A 16427-nucleotide genomic window follows, 5' to 3' on the forward strand; every position below is an offset into this window, starting at 1 on the left:
GCGCGGTGGACGTCGCGGGGGGGGGGCGGGGCGCCCCCCCCGGCGATCTCGGTGTAGTACCCGACGTCGAACTGGAGCGGGTTCTCCGCCGTGCCGTACTGACCAGGCGTGAAGAGAACGGCCTTTCGCACGCTGCTCATCTCGGCGTCGCGCTGCTGGGCGGCGAGGGCGTCCAGTTCGCTCTCGATCTGGTCGATCGGGATGTCGGGACTGTAGACCGTCACATTCGGGCCGAAGTCGGGGTCGAAGGGGTCGACGGTGCGGGGCGGTGCGGCGTACGCGGGCGCTGCGAGCAGCGCGCCGCCGATGAGCGCCGCTCCGGCGACGACGGCAGCGAGCCGTGTCGTGCGGCGGCGGGGGACAGGGATCGTCATGCGAGAGTCCTTCTTCGTCGAGGGATGTCGCGCGGCAGGTATGCCGCCTACTTACAGGACTGTAACCAAATCGTGGGAGCGGTTTCAAGGGGTGGCGCACAAAGGTGAAGGGCACCGTACCCCTGGCCAGGTACGGCGCCCTTCACGTTCGAGGGACGGCGAGCGTCAGTCCTTGAGCTCCTTGCCGTGGACCGTGAGCGCGTAGATCACGACGATGTCGAGGGCGAGCACGGCGAGCGACCACCAGGGCTGGACACCGAGGAGGGCGAGCTGGCTGATGGCGTTGATCGCGACGAGGATGATGGCGATCACGCGCGCCCACGTGGCGCCGCGGAGCACGAAGATGCCCACGAGCACGAGCGCAAGCCCGATGATCAGGTGCCACCAGCCCCAGCCGGCGACGTCGAAGAGGAGGAGGTAGGCGTCGCCTGCGGCGATGAACTTCTCGGAGGGCGCGAGGATTGCGGTGAGTCCGAGGAGTGCGTCGAAGGCTCCTGCGATGATCAGGACGATTCCGGCGAAGACGGCCCAGCCGGCCCAGCCTGAGCGCTGCTGCGTGTCCGACATGTGTGTTTCCTTCCGTGGTCGGGTCGCGGCGAGGTGCGACCCGTGGCGTGTCCATCGTTCTGCGTGCCGGGTTCGACGGCGTCACCCGTTGGGGGTGAAAGGGTCACAGGTCGATGCGCATGACCACCCGGCGCTTCGTCGGGTGGGTGATCTCGCGGAATCCGGCGGCCGTGAACGGACCGACAGCGCCGACGTTGAGCTCGTCCCAGATGACCTGCGAGCCGCCGGTGAGCAGCGGGTATCCCTCGACCGCCGCGGCGCCGCGGGCGCGGGCGTGCTCGACGGCGGCGGCGACGAGCGGGTAGGTGAGTCCTCGGCCGCGGTGTCCCTTTCGGACGATCATGCAGGCGATGGCCCAGACCGTGTCGTCGGTCTTGTCCTCGTCGCGGCCTGCCCAGGGGACGGGAGAGCCGCGGAGCCGCCCGAACACGCTGCGACGATCGACGGCGCACCAGGCGACGGGTTCGTCGCCGTCGAAGGCCACGATCCCGATCGTGTCGGTCGCCCGGGGATCGCCGCAGTGCGTCTCTTCGCGCAGGATGGCTCCCCGCTCGCTCGGTGGCAGGTGCCACCAGTCGCGGTCGCCGAGTCGTTGGCGCTGGCATTGGCAACGGCCGGCGGTTCCGGTGAGGATCGCCTGGAGGTCGTTCCAGGATGCTTCGTTGGCAGGGACGATCCGGAGGTCTGGCACGTCGGCGGCAGCCATGCGGCGAGGGTAGCGCTGGGCGAGATCACGGCGGCCCTATGCCGCGAACGCGAACCTTCGGCGGCCACCGAGGCGCGGCGTGCGCGACGGGTCGACGTGCGCCGGCGGGATGAACCACACCTCGGCGTCGATGCCGCGACCGTCGACGCGGATCTCCCACCCGTTGTCGTGCACACGGTGATGGCAGGTCTCGCAGAGGAGCACGCCGTTGGACAGATCGGTGGGTCCGGCATCGCGCGCCCACCATCGGAGGTGATGCACCTTGGTCATCCCGGGTGGGAGTCCGCACAGCGCGCACCCGCCGTCGCGCTCGGCGAGTGCGAGCCGCTGCGCGCTGGTGAAGAGTCGTCTGCGGCGGCCCCAGTCGAGGATCTCGCTGTCCGCCCCGAGGACGCAGGGGATCACCGCACCCGATGCCGCCATCCGGCGGGCGGTCGCCACCGACACAGGCTGGTCGATGCCGTCGATCGTGGCGCTGCCGCGGCCGGACTCGAGGTCGGCCAGAGTCATGCGCACGATCACCGTGGCGCCGATGATCGGCGTCTCGCTCGAGCAGCCGAGCAGGTGCGCGGCCAGCAGCACGAGCGCATCGGCCTGACGCTGCGCGACCGACCGTCGCGGAGCATCCGCGTCGACCGAACTCGGCGCGTCCGCATCCTGCCGCTCGCCGCGCCCCTCGGCGCGTCCTTCGGTTCGGAACTCCGCGGTCACGATCGCCTGGATCGCCGCCGTCACCGGCGCTGCGGATTCAGGATCGAGCTTCGCGTTGAGATGCACCATCCCCTCGCGTTCGAACATGACGAGGCTGCGCCGGCCGCGGAGCTCGTGCTCCTTCGGCTCGAGACCGTCGGGGTCGAGGTGGGCCTCGGCCCGGGCGATGACCTTGCCGAGCTGGTCCAGACCGAGTCCGGGTGCCTGAGCCGCCAGCATCCGCTCCGCCTCATCGACGCGCGACGGCTCGGCGCGGAATGCGACGCGGTCGAGCATGGTGATGATCGCCGATGCCGCGGGCATGCCGATGCGCCCTGACGTGAGGGCTGCGGCGACGTGGGGGTGCCGGGCCGGGGCATCCGCGCCGCTGAAGGTGCGACGCGGAGCCGTGGCGTCGCCTACCGCGACCAGGCGCGAGGCGTCGCCGACCGTGGTTCCGGTGGTCGCGGCGATGAGAACCGCGGCGCTGCGGTAGCCGTTCTTCTTGGCGAGGCTCTCGGCTCCGGCCTCGGGGCGGGACTGGCGCGCGATCTCGGAGGCCACGCGCGCATGAACGGCATCGGTGCCGCGGCGGAGCGCGCCGAGGGCGTCGTTGAGCGCGACGAGCTCGGTGTGACTGAGCGCGTCGACCGGCAGGCGCTCGCCGAGCGCCGAGACCGGCCACGCCTCGGACACGATCGCCAGCGCAGCGCCGACGTTCGCGAGAGGATCGCTCAAAGATTCGATGATCGAGTGCCTTCCTGAGTGGAGCCGTGAATCGACGACTCCGAGAACAAAGGGCGGGCACTCCCCAAATAGAACAAAGATACCATATAACGACGACACCGGCAAGCCCCCACAGGCGAACATCGCTCCGGGAGTAGGGTGGGCCTGTGTCCCTCGCGCCTCGTGTCACGGTCGTCATCCCGTGCCGCGACGATGCGGATTTCCTCGAGGCATGTCTTGCGGCGCTGGCCGTGCAGGAGCATCCGCCCCAGCGCGTCGTCGTCGTCGACAATGCGAGCTCGGATGCCTCGGCCGAGGTGGCGCGTCGCTACGGTGCTGACGTCGTCGAGGAGGCCCGCATCGGCATCTGGCCGGCTGCGGCCCGCGGCTACGACGAGGCCCTCGACGGAGCGGACATCATCGCCCGGCTCGACGCGGATTCGCGCCCGCACCCCGACTGGATCGCACGGATCGTGCGCGCCTTCGTCGCGGACCCGGCGCTCGGCGTGCTCACCGGGGGAGCCGAGTTCTACGGCGGCAGCGCCCTCACGAACTATCTCGGCGAACGGTGGTACGTCGGCGGCGGCCACTACTGGGTCAAGAAGTGGCTCGGCATCCCGCTGGTCTTCGGATCGAACTTCGCCATGCACGTGCGCGTGTGGGAGCGCGTGCGGGGGACGGTGGATCGCGACAACGCCCGCATCCACGACGATCTCGACCTGACCATCCGCCTGCGCCGGGCCGACGGCGTGCGCTACGACCCGCAGCTGCGCATGCCCGTGTCGGCGCGTCCGCTGCAGACCGTGGGCGGACTCTCCCGCCGCGTGTACAAGGTCGCCACGACGTTCGCCGCGAGCTGGCCCGAGGGCGCGGCGTGGCGTCGCCGTGCCGGCGAGCATGCGATGACGGATGCCTCGCCTCCGGCTCGCTGGTCTCCCGGGCCGGACGACTGGGCTCCGGACGACGACCTCACCCCCGAGTTCGGGCGCTGAGACCCGCGTGCCGCCCGTCCCGTGCGGACGTCGGCGGCCTCCGCTACCGTGGCGGGCATGTTCGAGATGACCGAGAGCGCGCTGGTCGCGGCATCCGTCGACACCGTCTGGAGCGATCTGACGGATGCCTCGCGCCTGGCGGAGTGGATCTGGCCGCCGCGGTTCGAGACCGAGGCCGTCGTGGAGCCCGTCCAGCTCGGCCGCTGGGAGGTGCGCTCGTCGGTGGCGGAGCTCGCGGTGCTCGGGCGGGTCCTCGAGATCGACGCGCTGCAGCGCCTGCGGCTCGAGTGGCGGTGGGAGGGCGAGGAGCATGCCACCGACGCCGGGCTCACCCTCGAGCGGGCAGCGGGTGCCTCCACGCGCGTGACCGTGCGGCACACCGGGTTCCTGTCGGCCGAGGAGCGCGAGAGCCACATCGAGGGCTGGTCGAACTGCCTGCAGCGCCTCGTCGATCGCTACGGCGGTCCGCCCGGTGAGCACCTGTGATCATCGAGTTCGAGGCGGAGGTGTTCCGCTGGGACGCCCGCGAGGACTCGGCGTGGTTCTTCACGGCGGTCCCGGCCGAGCTGAGTGAGGACATCCGCGAGATTCCGCGGCCGTATCGTGGCTTCGGCTCGGTGCGCGTGCGCGCCCGGGTCGCGGGGACGGAGTGGGCGACGTCGATCTTCCCGTCGTCCTCGGACGGCACGTACGTCCTTCCGCTGAAGAAGGCGGTGCGCGACGCCGAGGGTCTCGTCGACGGCGGCCCGGTGTACGTGCGCCTCGAGGTGCTGGACGGCTGAGGGCTAGAAGCTGAGCTTGCTCGAGCGCGGCGGGTACATCGCGATGCCGCGCCCGAGCACCTTGCCCGACTTGTGATGGAGGGCGAACTGGGGGAGCATCGCGTGCCACAGCCGGGCCAGCTCCGCGGGCGGTTCGCCCTCGTCGATGACCTTGGTGACCAGGAACGACGCGATGTCGGCGAGCTGCAGGATCTCGCGGTCCCACATGCTCAGGTCGGTGTCGACCCACAGCGGCTTGTCGAGCACGAGGTTGTAGTTGGGCACACGTGTGAGGTCCTTCTCGAGCTCGGTGCGGATCTCGTGGATCCCACCGCTCTTGAAGAGCGCCTCGTGCTGCGTCTGCTGATCGGCGACGATCACCGCCGCCTCGCCGGAGAGCTGGTGCTCCAAGGTGAGCGCGATGTTGCGCTGCAAGTAGCTGTAGGCGATGCCGATGGGATTGGTGCGGATGCCGCGCGCGATCATCTTCTGCTTGTCGACGACGTTCGCCATGATGAGCGGCCGGAACACCGACATCGCGAGGCCGAGCGAGTGGAGCAGCGCGTCCATCGCCGCCGGGTCGGCCAGTGCCGAGTAGCCCGACGGTGCGGCGTGCTTCTTCCCGCTGCGCAGCGCCTTCGCGACGTGGAGCAGATACCGGCCCTTGATCTCCGTGGCATCCCACTCGGCGTCGGGGCCGGCGCCGAGGTGCTCGGCCTTGACCCGCAGCAGATACTCCGCGAGCGGCTTGCGGGCACTGTCGCGGATGCCGACCCCCGCCAGCGTGAAGAACTGGGCCGTTCCGGGAATCAGCTCGGGGGGATTACTGCCGGGAACCGTCGTGAGCGAGGGGTTGCCGGTCTCGTCGACATAGAAGATGAGCATCGCGACAAGTGTCCCGCATCGCGCATCGATCGGCCGGAAGGCGCGTATACATCACGTTTCGTGGCGAATCCTGAGCCGCGGAACGGCCGTTGCAGATTCTTGAGGTTCTCCTGAGCAGACGCTGGGGTAGCATGCGTTGACAGGGGATGAGAGAAATCTCATGCTCGGTGGTGGGAGGGGATTCACGCAACACAGCGTGCGTCTCACCCCGGCTCTGATGAAGCTGGGGAACGCATTTTTGGGGTTTGTGTTCGTTTGTGCCATGCGTCTGTGGCTTCATCAGTGCTGACCAAAACCATCCAGCACAGGGAGAACCGCACATGCGTGCAACGATCAAGAACTACATGGACGCGATGCAGCGGCGTCGCGAGGAGCTCGGCGAAGAGGACGACAAGGGCTTCTCGCTCATCGAGCTCATCATCGTCGTCGTGATCCTCGGCATCCTCGTCGCGATCGCCGTTCCGATCTTCATCAACATCCAGGCCACGGCCGAGGCGAACGCCCTCGAGGCCGCTGCGGCCAACGGTGCAACGGCTGCGGCCGCAGCACTCGCCGACCCGGATGCAACCGTCACCCCCACTGCTGCCGCAGCCTCGGCTGGTTCGAACGGCATCACCACCGCGCTGGTGACCGCAGGTGGCCTCAGCACGGACGTCTCGAACGTGTGCGTCAGCGCGACGAAGGACGGCACTACTGTCCAGTCCGGTCCAGGCTGCTAATTAGCTCCGATGCTCCGGGGTCAGGCACGGCTTGACCCCGGAGCTCACACACTGGGGGGAGGTGAGCAGAGTGAAGATCCACCAGACCGACGAAGGTTTCACGCTCGTCGAGATCGTCATCTCGACCTTCCTGCTGGCGATCGTCGCCGTCGCTCTGCTTCCTGCTCTCTGGAGCGGCATCATGCACTCGTCGCGCGAGTCTGCGAGAGCGACCGCCACGCGAGAACTCAACGCGTTGGTCGAGACGGCAAGGGACAGCGCGACGTGCGCAGGACTTACGTCTGTGGCAGTCAACCGGCAGGTCGAAGACGGTGCCGGAGGAGTCATATCGACCTCGGGCGTCGTGGGCACATGCCCCGCAGTTTCCAAGACCGTCAAGCTCGCGTTGACGGCGAAGGATGTGAGCGGGCGCACGCTCGCCACCGCCACGGCGATCATCTACGTGCCATGACCGAGGAAACTCACGACCGCGAAGCCGGCGTCTCACTCGTCGAACTGATCGTCTACGTCATGCTGATCAGCATCGTCCTCGGCACCACCGCCATGATCCTCATCAACTCCTGGACCACTCAGCGCGAAGTGACCAGTGTGAGCGACGCCACCAATAGAGGGCAGGCGATGGGATCGACGATCGAGCGAGCAGTGCGCAACGGTCTGGCCTTCGACATCGACCCGACGGGCACCGAGCTGCGCGTCCGTACATCCCTCGACGGCAACTTGGCGTGCCAGGCGTTCCTCCTGACGAACGGCCAGGCGCGTCTGGCGCTCGCCTCGTCCACTCTGCCGACCAGTTCCGCCGCGTGGACCGATTGGGAGCAGGGGATCCAGCAGGACGGAGTTACGCCCTACTTCGCCGACAGCGGCCAGGTCGTCACCTACAGCTTCGAGATCCGCACCGACTCAGCCCCGGTTCGCATCGCCGGCGAAGTGTCCACCCGATCGACTCCCACAGGAGTGAGCGCGCCATGCTGGTAATCAACCGGATCCTACGCCGTACGCGAATCGCCGGCGACGAGGGTGCGGCCCTCCTCACCGTCATCATCGTGATGCTCGTGGGCTTCGTCGTCGCCAGCGTCGTCGCGGCCTCCGTGCTCGTGACCATCACCGCGAACGCGCACAACCGCAGCACGACGCAGGCCTATGTCGCCGCGGAGTCGGGTCGCGACGTGGCCGTCGCCGCACTGAGCGCAGGGTGTTCGACCACGACCTTCAGCGGCACCGATCCGCAGTACTCCAGCGCGATCTACGTGACCGCGGGAGATCAGCCCGGCGCTGCCACCGATGCCGGGGTGACGGCGGGATGCCCCACGTCGAGCACACGCTACGTCGTCGTTCGGTCGACTGGCACGGGCCCCGATGGCTCGACGTCGACCATCGACGCCGTCTACCCGTGGCAGGTCACCTACTCGCAGCAGCCGGGTGGTGTGGTCACCTACTTCTCCGGAAGCTTCACCGCGGGTGTCTCGCACTACACCGGCGACCTCGTGCTTCGCGACGGCAACTGGGGCTGCAACATCGACGCCATCCTGGACGGAGATCTGTACGTCCTCGAGGGGACCGTCAATTTTGCAAACAACTGCCAGATCAACGGTGATATCTGGTCGAACGGCAACGTGACCAGCAACAGTCAGGCGATCAAGGTGCGCGGCGACATCACGACGAACGGCTACGTGAGCATCTCATCGAACGGCGCCGCATTGGTCGACGGCTACATCAGCGCGAAGGGCGACATCACCCTGAGTGATCAAGGCAGCGACCAGGCGTCGATCACTGGCAGTCTGACCAGTCGCAACAGCATCAGCGTCGGATCGAACTGGACAGCCCCGGGGACGCAGACGCCCAACAGCCCCACCGATCCCGTGTTCGAGCCGACACTGGACTGGCTGAAGGCCGCCACCAAGTGGATCGACCTCGACAACACCGGGTGGGGCACCAAGTACACGGCCACCAATGTGTGCAATCTCATCAAGAACAACCCGAACCCGACGATCGCGTCGTTGGTATCCACAGCGGGGGCGCCGCTGGTTCTGGACTTCACCACGTGCAACGGGGCCGTGGACATCGCTCTCAGCAACGTCACCGTGCGCCGCGACGTCGTCATGATCGCCAAGCCCAATGAGCGCCTTCTCGTCAATGTGAGCGGCACGATGGTCGATGACGGCAATTCGCGTCAGATCCTCTTCGTCCACTCCGACGCCACCCGGAACTTCACCAACGGCGAGCCGGTGCCCAACTGCGGCAACGGCAACCAGAACGACAAGTTCGATGTCAGCGGCTCCGTCGATGCCAATCTCCGCATCATGATGTACACGCCGTGCGGCATCACCGGCACTGCGACGGCGAGCTTCGCGGGCCAGTACTACACGAACGACTCCACGCACATGCATTCGAGCGCGACCTACACCTGCAAGTCGATGTCGTGGAGCCCCGCGTTCGATCAACTCGGCTGCAAGATCAAGGGTGCCGGTGGTGTGATCCAGGGCTCTTTGATCCAGCGACTCGGAGAGCTCGTCTACCAGACGGAGCAGTAGCCGATGACACCTCTCGCTCTCCTGCTCGTGACGATCGCGGGGCTCTTCGGCCTCGCCATCGGATCGTTCCTCAACGTGGTGGTTTATCGCGTTCCCGCGCGCATCCCGCTGACGCGCGAGAGCCGCTGTCCTTCATGCGACACGGCGATCAGGCCGTGGCAGAACGTTCCTGTGGCGTCGTGGGTCGTGCTCCGCGGACGCTGCGCGGCGTGCCATGAATCCATCCCGGCGCGGTATCCGCTCGTCGAATTCGGGACAGGTCTCGCGTTCGCGGCCGTCACGTGGCTTTATCTGGCCTCTGCGGCAGACCAGACCGCGGGAGATCCCCGCGCCGTCTGGTCTGAGGTGCTGGTGCTCGTCGCATTCCTCTATTTCGCAGCGATCAGCATCGCGCTCACGCTGATCGACATGGACACGCACCGCCTTCCCGACGCCATCGTGCTCCCGAGCTACGCGGTGGCGGGGATCCTGTTCACGTTCGCCGCTTTCCTCGGGGGCGACTGGAGTGCTCTCCTGCGTGCGGGAGCGGGCATGGTCACGCTGTACGGCTTCTACTTCCTCCTGCGCCTCGTTCGTCCGAGCGGGATGGGCGGGGGAGACGTCAAACTCGCCGGCGTCGTCGGCCTGTACCTCGGATGGGTGGGATGGGGCGCCCTGGCAGTCGGCGCGTTCTCCGCCTTCCTCATCGGCGGGGTCATCGGGCTCGCGCTGATACTCATCCGCCGAGCCTCCCGCAAGACCGCGATTCCGTTCGGCCCGTACATGCTCGTCGGGGCATGGGTTGGAGTACTCGCCGGGCAAAGCGTCGGCCTCGCCTACCTCAGCCTGTTCTCGGGCCAATAAGAAGGGACATCGTTCATGGCAAAGACGATCGTCGGACTCGAACTCACCGAGGAGAGCGTCCGCGGCGCGGAGATCTCGCTCTCGCGGACTCCACAGCTCATCGCGTGCGGCGAGGTGCCGCTACCCCCTGACTCCGCCAAGGACTCCGAAGTCATCGACGCGGGGACCATCGCCGTCGCGCTCAGGCAGCTGTGGAGCGGCGCGCGCTTCAAGAGCCATGACGTCGTGCTCGGTGTGGCGAGCCGCCGCATCCTCGTCCGGGAGTACACCACCCAGGCGATGAGGCCAGACCTCCTTCGCGAGGCCCTCCCCTACCAGGTGCAGGACTTGCTGCCGGTGCCGGCGAGCCAGGCCGTGCTCGACTTCTATCCGCTCAGTCAGCAGGGCGACCAGGTCAGCGGTCTTCTGGTGGCCGCCGTGGCAGAGACCATCGAGCAGATCATCGCGACTCTCGGCAAGGTCAAGCTGCGCACCCGCGCGGTCGACCTGACAGCGTTCGGGCTCGCGCGAGCGAGCGCACGGCTCACGCCGCCCGAGCAGACCGTCGCCACGGTCTTCATCGGCGATCACACCACCCAGGTCGTCGTCGCTCAGGGAGGCGTGCCGAAGTTCGTCCGCGTCCTGCCGCTGGATCTGCCCACGGCAGCGGCGATGCGGCACACTCCCGACGACGCCGTCTCCGAACTCGAGTCCGCGCTCGAGCTCGTTCCGGCCACGACGCGAGCCCGCGGAGCTCTCCGTGGCGCGACCATCAGCCCGATCGTCAGCGACCTCGCCGGGCGCCTGCGCAGCACTCTCGCCTTCTTCGCCAGCCGGCCCGGCGCGACACCGGTCGATCAGCTCTTCCTCTGTGGCGCGGGCGTATCGGTGAGCGGGGTGGTTACAGCCTTGTCGGCGTCGATCGATGCTCCCATCCGGGTGATCACCGCCGAGGACGTCATCGGAGTGAAGGCCGTCCAGCCGACCGGAGATCTTGCGAACAATCTCGTGTCCACGATCGGAATCGCACTCGGGGAGGCCCGCGGATGACCGCGATCGCATCGACGCTCGGGGGTATCCAACGCGTCAACCTCATGCCGCGGGCGGAGATCGCGCGGCGCGAGCGAAGCACGCTGACGCGGAAATGGATGTGGGGCGTGGTCGGCGCCGTGCTCGTTGCACTTCTCATCGTCGCCGGGGCACTCACTCTGAAGTTCCTGGCCGATCAGCGTCTGGCGGCCGAGCAGGCGAGATCGACGCAGCTCCTCGCCGAGGTGTCTGCGCTCGCCGACGTCAGCAAAGCGCTCGCGACGGAACAGGAGCTCACCGAATTCCGCGCCGAAGCCATGGCGCCGGACTTCGCCTGGGCGCCCGTGATGACGGCGCTGTCCGCTGCGCTGCCGAGCGGTGCGGCACTCACCGGATTCGACCTCGTGAGCGGGGGTGCCCCCCAGACGGACGACCCCGCATCGGAGGTGGGGCTCACCGGAACGGTCGCCGTCACGAGTCCCGACCCGGTCGACATCGTGGCCGCCGTCCGCGAACTGCGTGAGGTGCCGGGAGTGATCTACGCAGACGGGCAGTCGGTGACGTCGAGCAGTGTGACCGAGGGCAGCTATTCCTACCTCCTCACGGTGACGCTCGATCAGAGCATCTACTCCGGCGAGTTCGCGATCGAAGAAGGGCAAGGCTGATGCCGAAGCAACTCATCACGGCGATCGGACTGGTCGTCTCTCTTGGCATCGTGACACTCGCGGTCGTGCTCATCGCGGTCCCGCTCTGGGCGCAATCGCTCTCCGTCGATGCACAGACGGCAACCGTCGCCAGTACCAATCAGATCTATGAGGCTCAGGTGCAGGCGCTGCAGGCGGACAGCGAACGACAAGACGAGATCGATGCGTCTGTCGCAGCCCTTCGGACCCAGATTCCGGCCGCCGCCGAGCTCGACGACGTCTTCGAGGTGATCGCACGCGCAGCTGCCGCGTCAGGAGTGATCATCTCGAGCGCGACGGCAGGCGAGCCCACCGCCTTCACCGTTCGCACCACCTCGACCGAGATCGGTGCGGAACCTGCCGTCGCTGCGCCTGTGGACGATGCGAGCGCCGGTTCTGAGGATGCCGGGGCGGGTGACGCCGCCACCGCAGAAGGCGACGACGTGGCCGTCGATCCGAACGCGCCGACGACCGCTGCACCGGATGAGGGCGCGCCGCTCACCGGTCGCCAGCAGATTGACTTCACCATCCTCGTGACAGCTAACGACATGGCGCAGGCGACGGCGTTCCTGGACGAGCTCAGGACGGGCCCCCGGTTGCTGAGCGCGATCACGGCCGTCACGAACCAGACCGGCACTGCCGTTGACGTGCAAGTCAGCGCTCTCACGTTCGTCGACTCGGAGGAATGACCTGGTGAACACGTTCGAACTCGAATCCCTGCTCGCGCGCGCCGCCCAGAGCCGTGCATCCGACGTGCACCTGACGGTGGGACATGCCCCTCTGATGCGCGTCGACGGCGACCTGGTGGCTGTCCCGGGATACACCGAACCGCTCACGCAGAGCTGGCTCGAGGGCGCCGCCTTCAGCATCATGTCGGACGCACAGCGCGAGGAGTTCGACACCCGCCAGGAGACGGACTTGGCGCTGTCGACCCGCAGCCTCGGGCGCTTCCGTGTCAACGTCTTCCGCCAGCTCGGCGCGATGGCGGTGGCGCTCCGGTTCATCCCGGATCGCGTCTTCACGCTCGAGGAGCTCGGCGCTCCTGCGGTGGCGCGTGATCTCGCGCTCATGCCGCGGGGGCTCGTGCTCCTGACCGGCCCCACGGGGTCGGGCAAGTCGACGACGCTGACGGCGATGGTCGATATCATCAATCAGCTGCTTCCGGCCCACGTGATCACCATCGAGGACCCGGTCGAGTTCCGCCACGAGAGCAAGAGATCGCTCGTCCATCAGCGCGAGGTCGGGAGCGACACGGCCTCGTTCGCTGAGGCGCTGCGTCGCGTGCTCCGTCAGGACCCCGACGTGATCCTGATCGGCGAGCTCCGCGACCCGGAGTCGATCAAGACCGCGCTCTCGGCCGCGGAGACCGGCCACCTCGTGCTTTCGACGCTCCACACGCAGGGCGCGTCCAAGAGCGTGAACCGAATCGTCGACGTCTTCCCGGCGGATCAGCAGGCTCAGATCCGCACTCAGCTGGGCGACACGCTCCAGGGCGTCATCAGCCAGACGCTGATCCCTCTCGCACAGACCCACGGCCGCACGATCGCGACGGAGGTTCTCATCAATACGCCGGCTGTGGCGAACATGATCCGTGAAGGTCAGGTCGCTCAGCTGTACTCGGCAATGCAGTCCGGCTCCGCCGCGGGAATGCACACGCTCGATCAGGATCTCAAGCGCCTCGTGCAGGAGGGGACGATCTCCCAGCAAGCGGCAAAGGCATACGCCGTCGATCCGAAGAGCCTCGACGACGTGTTCGTGCGTCCCAAGGACCTCGACGCCGAAGCGTGGTCGATGCATGCCGGCGACTGGCACCACCAGACGATGGAGGCATGACGTGGCCGTCCTGAGGGAGTTCGTCTATCGCGCGGTCGATCAGCGTGGCGGCACGGTCGTCAAGGGCGTCGTCGAGGCCCAGAGCGAGACTGCTGTGACCGGAAAGCTGAAGGCCCAGGGACTCACACCGCTCGAAGTGACTCTCAAGTCGAACACCGGCTTGAACCGCGAGCTGAAGCTTCCCGGTATCAGTCGGCAGGTCTCCGCGAAGTCGCTCGCGATCTTCGCGCGGCAGATGGCCGGTCTGCTCAACGCCGGTCTTCCCCTCATGCGTGCTCTCAACATCCTCATCGAGCAGACCGAGGACAAGAAGCTGCAGCCAGCGCTGGTCGCCGTCTACGCCGACGTCGAGAGCGGCACCTCGTTCTCGGGCGCCCTCTCGCGCCACTCGGAGGTCTTTCCCCCGCTGATGCTCAGCATCGTCAAGGTCGGCGAGACCGGCGGCTTCCTCGGGCAGGCGCTCACATCGATCGCCGACAACTACAAGCGGGAGGCGGAACTGCAGAACAAGATCCGCTCCGCCACCACCTATCCCGTGATCGTCCTCATCATCGCCGTCCTCGGCGTGCTGGCGATGGTGACTTTCGTCGTCCCCGTGTTCGAGAACATGTTCGCAGGCATGGGCGGCGAACTGCCGCTGCCGACTCAGCTCCTCGTGAACGTCTCGCGCAACATGTGGTGGGTGCTTCCCCTCATCGCAATTCTCGTCGTCCTCTTCCTCGTGTGGTGGGCGCGCAACAAGAACACCGAGCAGATGCGGCGGATCGTGGATCCCCTCAAGCTCAAGCTCCCGATCTTCGGCAAGCTGACGACGAAGATCGCAGTGTCGCGTTTCGCGCGGAACCTGTCGATGATGCTCGAGGCCGGAGTGCCGATCATCCAGGCGCTGGCCATCGTCGGGCAGGCATCGGACAACTGGAAGATCGAGCAGGCGGTGAGAGACGTCCAGGAGTCGATCCGTCAGGGCAAGTCGTTCGCCGGCCCGCTCGCGAAGGCCGAGGTGTTTCCGACGATGGTCTCTCAGATGGTTTCTGTCGGCGAGGAGTCCGGAACTCTCTCGGAGATGCTGTCGAGTATCGCCGACTTCTACGAGGACGAAGTGGAGACGGCGACGGCGCAGCTCTCGGCCACCATCGAGCCGGTGCTCATCGTGGTGCTCGGCGTGGTGATCGGCGGCATGGTGATCGCGCTCTACCTGCCGATGTTCACCCTCTATCAGGATCTCGGCGCTCAGTAGCGTCCGCAGGCTCGGCGCCGGAATCCCCTCCCAACACGGGTCGGGCGCCGATGACGCCGCCCCCGGTGAGTGCCTGGCTCACCGGGGGCGGACGTTCTTCGCCTCGCATCGCGTGCTCTGAAGGGGGAGGGGCGCGCCGGAGCGCGTCGAGCCCGTCGGCGGGGCGATGGCGGCTGGCGTCAGACCGAGACGCGCAGCACCTCTTCGATGGTCGTGAGGCCTTGAGCGACCTTCGACCATCCGTCTTCGCGCAGCGAGACCATGCCCTGCTGCAACGCGACCTGGCGCATCTCCGAACCGGTGGACCGCGTGACCACGAGCGACTCGAGCTCGTCGCTGAGCGTCATCACCTCGTGGAGGGCGACGCGGCCGCGGTATCCGGTGTTGGAGCAGGCGGGGCATCCGGCGGCCTTGTACAGCTGCGGGACATCTCGCGGGTCGTGCGGGAATCCGAGGGACGTGAGCACCTCGGTCGGCTCCACGAGCGGCTCGCGGCACTGCATGCACAGCCGGCGAGCGAGACGCTGTGCGACGACGGCGGAAAGCGCCGTCGCGACGAGGAACGGCTCGCAGCCGATCTCGGTGAGCCGCGTCAGCGCCGACGGGGCGTCGTTGGTGTGCAGCGTCGAGAGCACGAGGTGACCGGTCAGCGCCGCCTCGATCGAGATGGTCGCTGTCTCCTGGTCGCGGATCTCGCCGACGAGCACCACGTCGGGGTCGCTGCGGAGGATCGATCGCAGCGCCGCCGAGAACGTCAGGCCGGCGCGGTTGTTCACCTGCACCTGGTTGATGCCCGGGATGCGGTACTCCACCGGGTCCTCGACGGTGATGACGTTGATGCGCGAGTTCGCCACAGCCCGGAGAGCGGTGTACAGCGTCGTCGACTTGCCCGAACCGGTCGGGCCCGTCACCAGGATCATGCCGTGCGGCTTCATGATCGACTCGCGGAAGCGGCGGTCGTTGACGCCGGAGAACAGGAGGTCGCGCATGGTCATCGTCTGACCGGTGTTGTCGAGGATGCGCATGACGATCTTCTCGCCCCACACCGTCGGCAGCGTCGCCACGCGGAGGTCGACCGATCGGCCCTCATGGGTGACCGAGAGCCGGCCGTCCTGCGGCTTGCGCTTCTCGGCGATGTCGATCGACGACATGATCTTGAGGCGCGAGATGATGCCGTCCTGGATGGACCGGTCGGCCTTCTGCATCTCGTGCAGCACTCCGTCGATGCGGAACCGGACGGTCAGCTGCCTCTCACCGGGCTCGACGTGGATGTCGGAGGCGCGGTCGTTGATGGCCTGTGCGATGAGCAGGTTGACGAAGCGCACGATCGGTGCATCGTTGTCCTGCTCCTCGAGCGACTCCGTGAACGCCGAGCTGTTGGTCTCGGTCGATTCCTCGATCGTCGACGACAGCTCGCTGAGCTCCTCGTCCGACCGCAGGAAGCGCTCGAACATCTGCGCCATGGCGTCTTTGGCCACGACGACCGGCTCGACGAAGAGGTCGGTCACGCTCGCGACGTCGTCGAGTGCGACGATGTCCGTCGGGTCGAGGATGCCGACGGTCAGCCGATCTCGCGTACGGTCGATCGGGATCAGACTGTACTTGCGACAGATGGCGCCCGGCACCAGCGCGACCACGTTCGGATCGAGCGGCATGTTGGACAGGTCGACGAAGCGATGCCCGGTGTGCAGCGCGATGGCTTCCGCCACCTGCGCCTCGGTCACCAGCTTCGAGCTGACCAGCAGTTGCTGTAGTTCTGGACCCTCTCCTGCTTCCGCGAGCGCAGCAGACATGTCGGCTGCGCGCACGGCCCCAGTGAGTACAAGGGTCTGCGCGATTCCCCTCACAATGTTCCCCATTCCCCACCTCTCA

Annotated in this window: 18 protein-coding genes and 1 pseudogene; 13 read left to right on the plus strand and 6 right to left on the minus strand. The window is 67.3% G+C overall.

Annotated elements, in window-relative coordinates; translation table 11 throughout:
- The 4 genes and pseudogenes from ACE3O1_RS03710 to ACE3O1_RS03725 form a co-directional block, all read right to left on the minus strand.
- Positions 1-374: pseudogene (locus tag ACE3O1_RS03710) on the minus strand (adenylyl cyclase); the annotation flags it as partial.
- Between the two features lie 165 nt (positions 375-539).
- Complete coding sequence (locus ACE3O1_RS03715; RefSeq protein ID WP_374312547.1) at positions 540-941, minus strand: hypothetical protein; 402 nt, start codon at positions 939-941, stop codon at positions 540-542.
- Positions 942-1044: 103 nt separating this feature from the next.
- Complete coding sequence (locus ACE3O1_RS03720) at positions 1045-1647, minus strand: GNAT family N-acetyltransferase (RefSeq protein ID WP_374312549.1); 603 nt, start codon at positions 1645-1647, stop codon at positions 1045-1047.
- 36 nt (positions 1648-1683) lie between these two features.
- The gene (locus ACE3O1_RS03725; protein WP_374312551.1) at positions 1684-3075 is read right to left on the minus strand and encodes a DUF222 domain-containing protein; all 1392 of its coding nucleotides are present in this window, start codon (positions 3073-3075) and stop codon (positions 1684-1686) included.
- A gap of 155 nt (positions 3076-3230) precedes the next feature.
- Here ACE3O1_RS03725 and ACE3O1_RS03730 point away from each other — a divergent pair, with 155 nt between their 5' ends.
- The 3 genes from ACE3O1_RS03730 to ACE3O1_RS03740 are packed head-to-tail and all read left to right on the plus strand — an operon-like array spanning position 3231 to position 4837.
- Positions 3231-4055: a glycosyltransferase family 2 protein gene (locus ACE3O1_RS03730; protein WP_374312553.1), complete on the plus strand. Its 825-nt coding sequence runs from the start codon at positions 3231-3233 to the stop codon at positions 4053-4055.
- Positions 4056-4112: 57 nt separating this feature from the next.
- Positions 4113-4541 carry an SRPBCC domain-containing protein gene (locus ACE3O1_RS03735; protein WP_374312555.1) on the plus strand — a complete coding sequence of 143 codons (429 nt, stop codon included), beginning with the start codon at positions 4113-4115 and terminating at the stop codon, positions 4539-4541.
- Positions 4538-4837: a DUF1905 domain-containing protein gene (locus ACE3O1_RS03740; RefSeq protein ID WP_374312557.1), complete on the plus strand. Its 300-nt coding sequence runs from the start codon at positions 4538-4540 to the stop codon at positions 4835-4837. Before ACE3O1_RS03735 ends, ACE3O1_RS03740 begins: the two co-directional genes overlap by 4 nt.
- Before the next feature lie 3 nt (positions 4838-4840).
- On the opposite strand, the gene ACE3O1_RS03745 is transcribed toward ACE3O1_RS03740, so the two are convergent.
- Positions 4841-5701: a DUF3800 domain-containing protein gene (locus ACE3O1_RS03745; protein ID WP_374312558.1), complete on the minus strand. Its 861-nt coding sequence runs from the start codon at positions 5699-5701 to the stop codon at positions 4841-4843.
- Between the two features lie 320 nt (positions 5702-6021).
- On the opposite strand from ACE3O1_RS03745, the gene ACE3O1_RS03750 reads away from it, so the two are divergent.
- The 10 genes from ACE3O1_RS03750 to ACE3O1_RS03795 all read left to right on the plus strand — a co-directional run bounded on the left by ACE3O1_RS03750 (position 6022) and on the right by ACE3O1_RS03795 (position 14555).
- Complete coding sequence (locus ACE3O1_RS03750) at positions 6022-6420, plus strand: type IV pilin protein (RefSeq protein ID WP_374312560.1); 399 nt, start codon at positions 6022-6024, stop codon at positions 6418-6420.
- Positions 6421-6481: 61 nt separating this feature from the next.
- Positions 6482-6871 carry a type II secretion system protein gene (locus ACE3O1_RS03755; RefSeq protein WP_374312563.1) on the plus strand — a complete coding sequence of 130 codons (390 nt, stop codon included), beginning with the start codon at positions 6482-6484 and terminating at the stop codon, positions 6869-6871.
- On the plus strand, positions 6868-7395 hold the full coding sequence (locus ACE3O1_RS03760; RefSeq protein ID WP_374312565.1) for a hypothetical protein: 528 nt from the start codon (positions 6868-6870) through the stop codon (positions 7393-7395). Before ACE3O1_RS03755 ends, ACE3O1_RS03760 begins: the two co-directional genes overlap by 4 nt.
- Positions 7386-8951 carry a hypothetical protein gene (locus ACE3O1_RS03765; protein ID WP_374312567.1) on the plus strand — a complete coding sequence of 522 codons (1566 nt, stop codon included), beginning with the start codon at positions 7386-7388 and terminating at the stop codon, positions 8949-8951. Before ACE3O1_RS03760 ends, ACE3O1_RS03765 begins: the two co-directional genes overlap by 10 nt.
- Before the next feature lie 3 nt (positions 8952-8954).
- The gene (locus ACE3O1_RS03770) at positions 8955-9794 is read left to right on the plus strand and encodes an A24 family peptidase (RefSeq protein ID WP_374312569.1); all 840 of its coding nucleotides are present in this window, start codon (positions 8955-8957) and stop codon (positions 9792-9794) included.
- A 15-nt stretch (positions 9795-9809) separates the two neighbouring features.
- On the plus strand, positions 9810-10823 hold the full coding sequence (gene pilM, locus ACE3O1_RS03775) for a pilus assembly protein PilM (protein ID WP_374312571.1): 1014 nt from the start codon (positions 9810-9812) through the stop codon (positions 10821-10823).
- The gene (locus ACE3O1_RS03780; RefSeq protein WP_374312573.1) at positions 10820-11467 is read left to right on the plus strand and encodes a PilN domain-containing protein; all 648 of its coding nucleotides are present in this window, start codon (positions 10820-10822) and stop codon (positions 11465-11467) included. Before pilM ends, ACE3O1_RS03780 begins: the two co-directional genes overlap by 4 nt.
- The gene (locus ACE3O1_RS03785) at positions 11467-12174 is read left to right on the plus strand and encodes a hypothetical protein (protein WP_374312575.1); all 708 of its coding nucleotides are present in this window, start codon (positions 11467-11469) and stop codon (positions 12172-12174) included. The genes ACE3O1_RS03780 and ACE3O1_RS03785 overlap by 1 nt, the downstream gene beginning before the upstream one ends.
- Before the next feature lie 4 nt (positions 12175-12178).
- A complete protein-coding gene (locus ACE3O1_RS03790) occupies positions 12179-13318 on the plus strand; it encodes a type IV pilus twitching motility protein PilT (protein ID WP_374312577.1) in 1140 nt (379 codons plus the stop codon).
- Position 13319: 1 nt separating this feature from the next.
- A complete protein-coding gene (locus tag ACE3O1_RS03795) occupies positions 13320-14555 on the plus strand; it encodes a type II secretion system F family protein (RefSeq protein ID WP_374312579.1) in 1236 nt (411 codons plus the stop codon).
- A 179-nt stretch (positions 14556-14734) separates the two neighbouring features.
- Here the strand turns inward: ACE3O1_RS03795 and ACE3O1_RS03800 are convergent, their stop codons facing one another.
- Positions 14735-16402, minus strand: coding sequence for a GspE/PulE family protein (locus tag ACE3O1_RS03800; RefSeq protein ID WP_374312614.1), 1668 nt, complete (start codon positions 16400-16402; stop codon positions 14735-14737).
- Between the last annotated feature and the right edge of the window lie 25 nt (positions 16403-16427).

It is taken from the genome of Microbacterium sp., assembly GCF_041909575.1.
GTDB lineage: Bacteria > Actinomycetota > Actinomycetes > Actinomycetales > Microbacteriaceae > Microbacterium.

Bases quoted from the DNA above. Each gene is read 5' to 3' on its own strand.
- ACE3O1_RS03745 (WP_374312558.1), bottom strand. From the start codon at position 5,701: ATGCTCATCTTCTATGTCGACGAGACCGGCAACCCCTCGCTCACGACG.
- ACE3O1_RS03770 (WP_374312569.1), top strand. From the start codon at position 8,955: ATGACACCTCTCGCTCTCCTGCTCGTGACGATCGCGGGGCTCTTCGGC.
- ACE3O1_RS03750 (WP_374312560.1), top strand. From the start codon at position 6,022: ATGCGTGCAACGATCAAGAACTACATGGACGCGATGCAGCGGCGTCGC.
- ACE3O1_RS03765 (WP_374312567.1), top strand. From the start codon at position 7,386: ATGCTGGTAATCAACCGGATCCTACGCCGTACGCGAATCGCCGGCGAC.
- ACE3O1_RS03785 (WP_374312575.1), top strand. From the start codon at position 11,467: ATGCCGAAGCAACTCATCACGGCGATCGGACTGGTCGTCTCTCTTGGC.
- ACE3O1_RS03780 (WP_374312573.1), top strand. From the start codon at position 10,820: ATGACCGCGATCGCATCGACGCTCGGGGGTATCCAACGCGTCAACCTC.
- ACE3O1_RS03720 (WP_374312549.1), bottom strand. From the start codon at position 1,647: ATGGCTGCCGCCGACGTGCCAGACCTCCGGATCGTCCCTGCCAACGAA.
- ACE3O1_RS03760 (WP_374312565.1), top strand. From the start codon at position 6,868: ATGACCGAGGAAACTCACGACCGCGAAGCCGGCGTCTCACTCGTCGAA.
- pilM (WP_374312571.1), top strand. From the start codon at position 9,810: ATGGCAAAGACGATCGTCGGACTCGAACTCACCGAGGAGAGCGTCCGC.
- ACE3O1_RS03715 (WP_374312547.1), bottom strand. From the start codon at position 941: ATGTCGGACACGCAGCAGCGCTCAGGCTGGGCCGGCTGGGCCGTCTTC.
- ACE3O1_RS03735 (WP_374312555.1), top strand. From the start codon at position 4,113: ATGTTCGAGATGACCGAGAGCGCGCTGGTCGCGGCATCCGTCGACACC.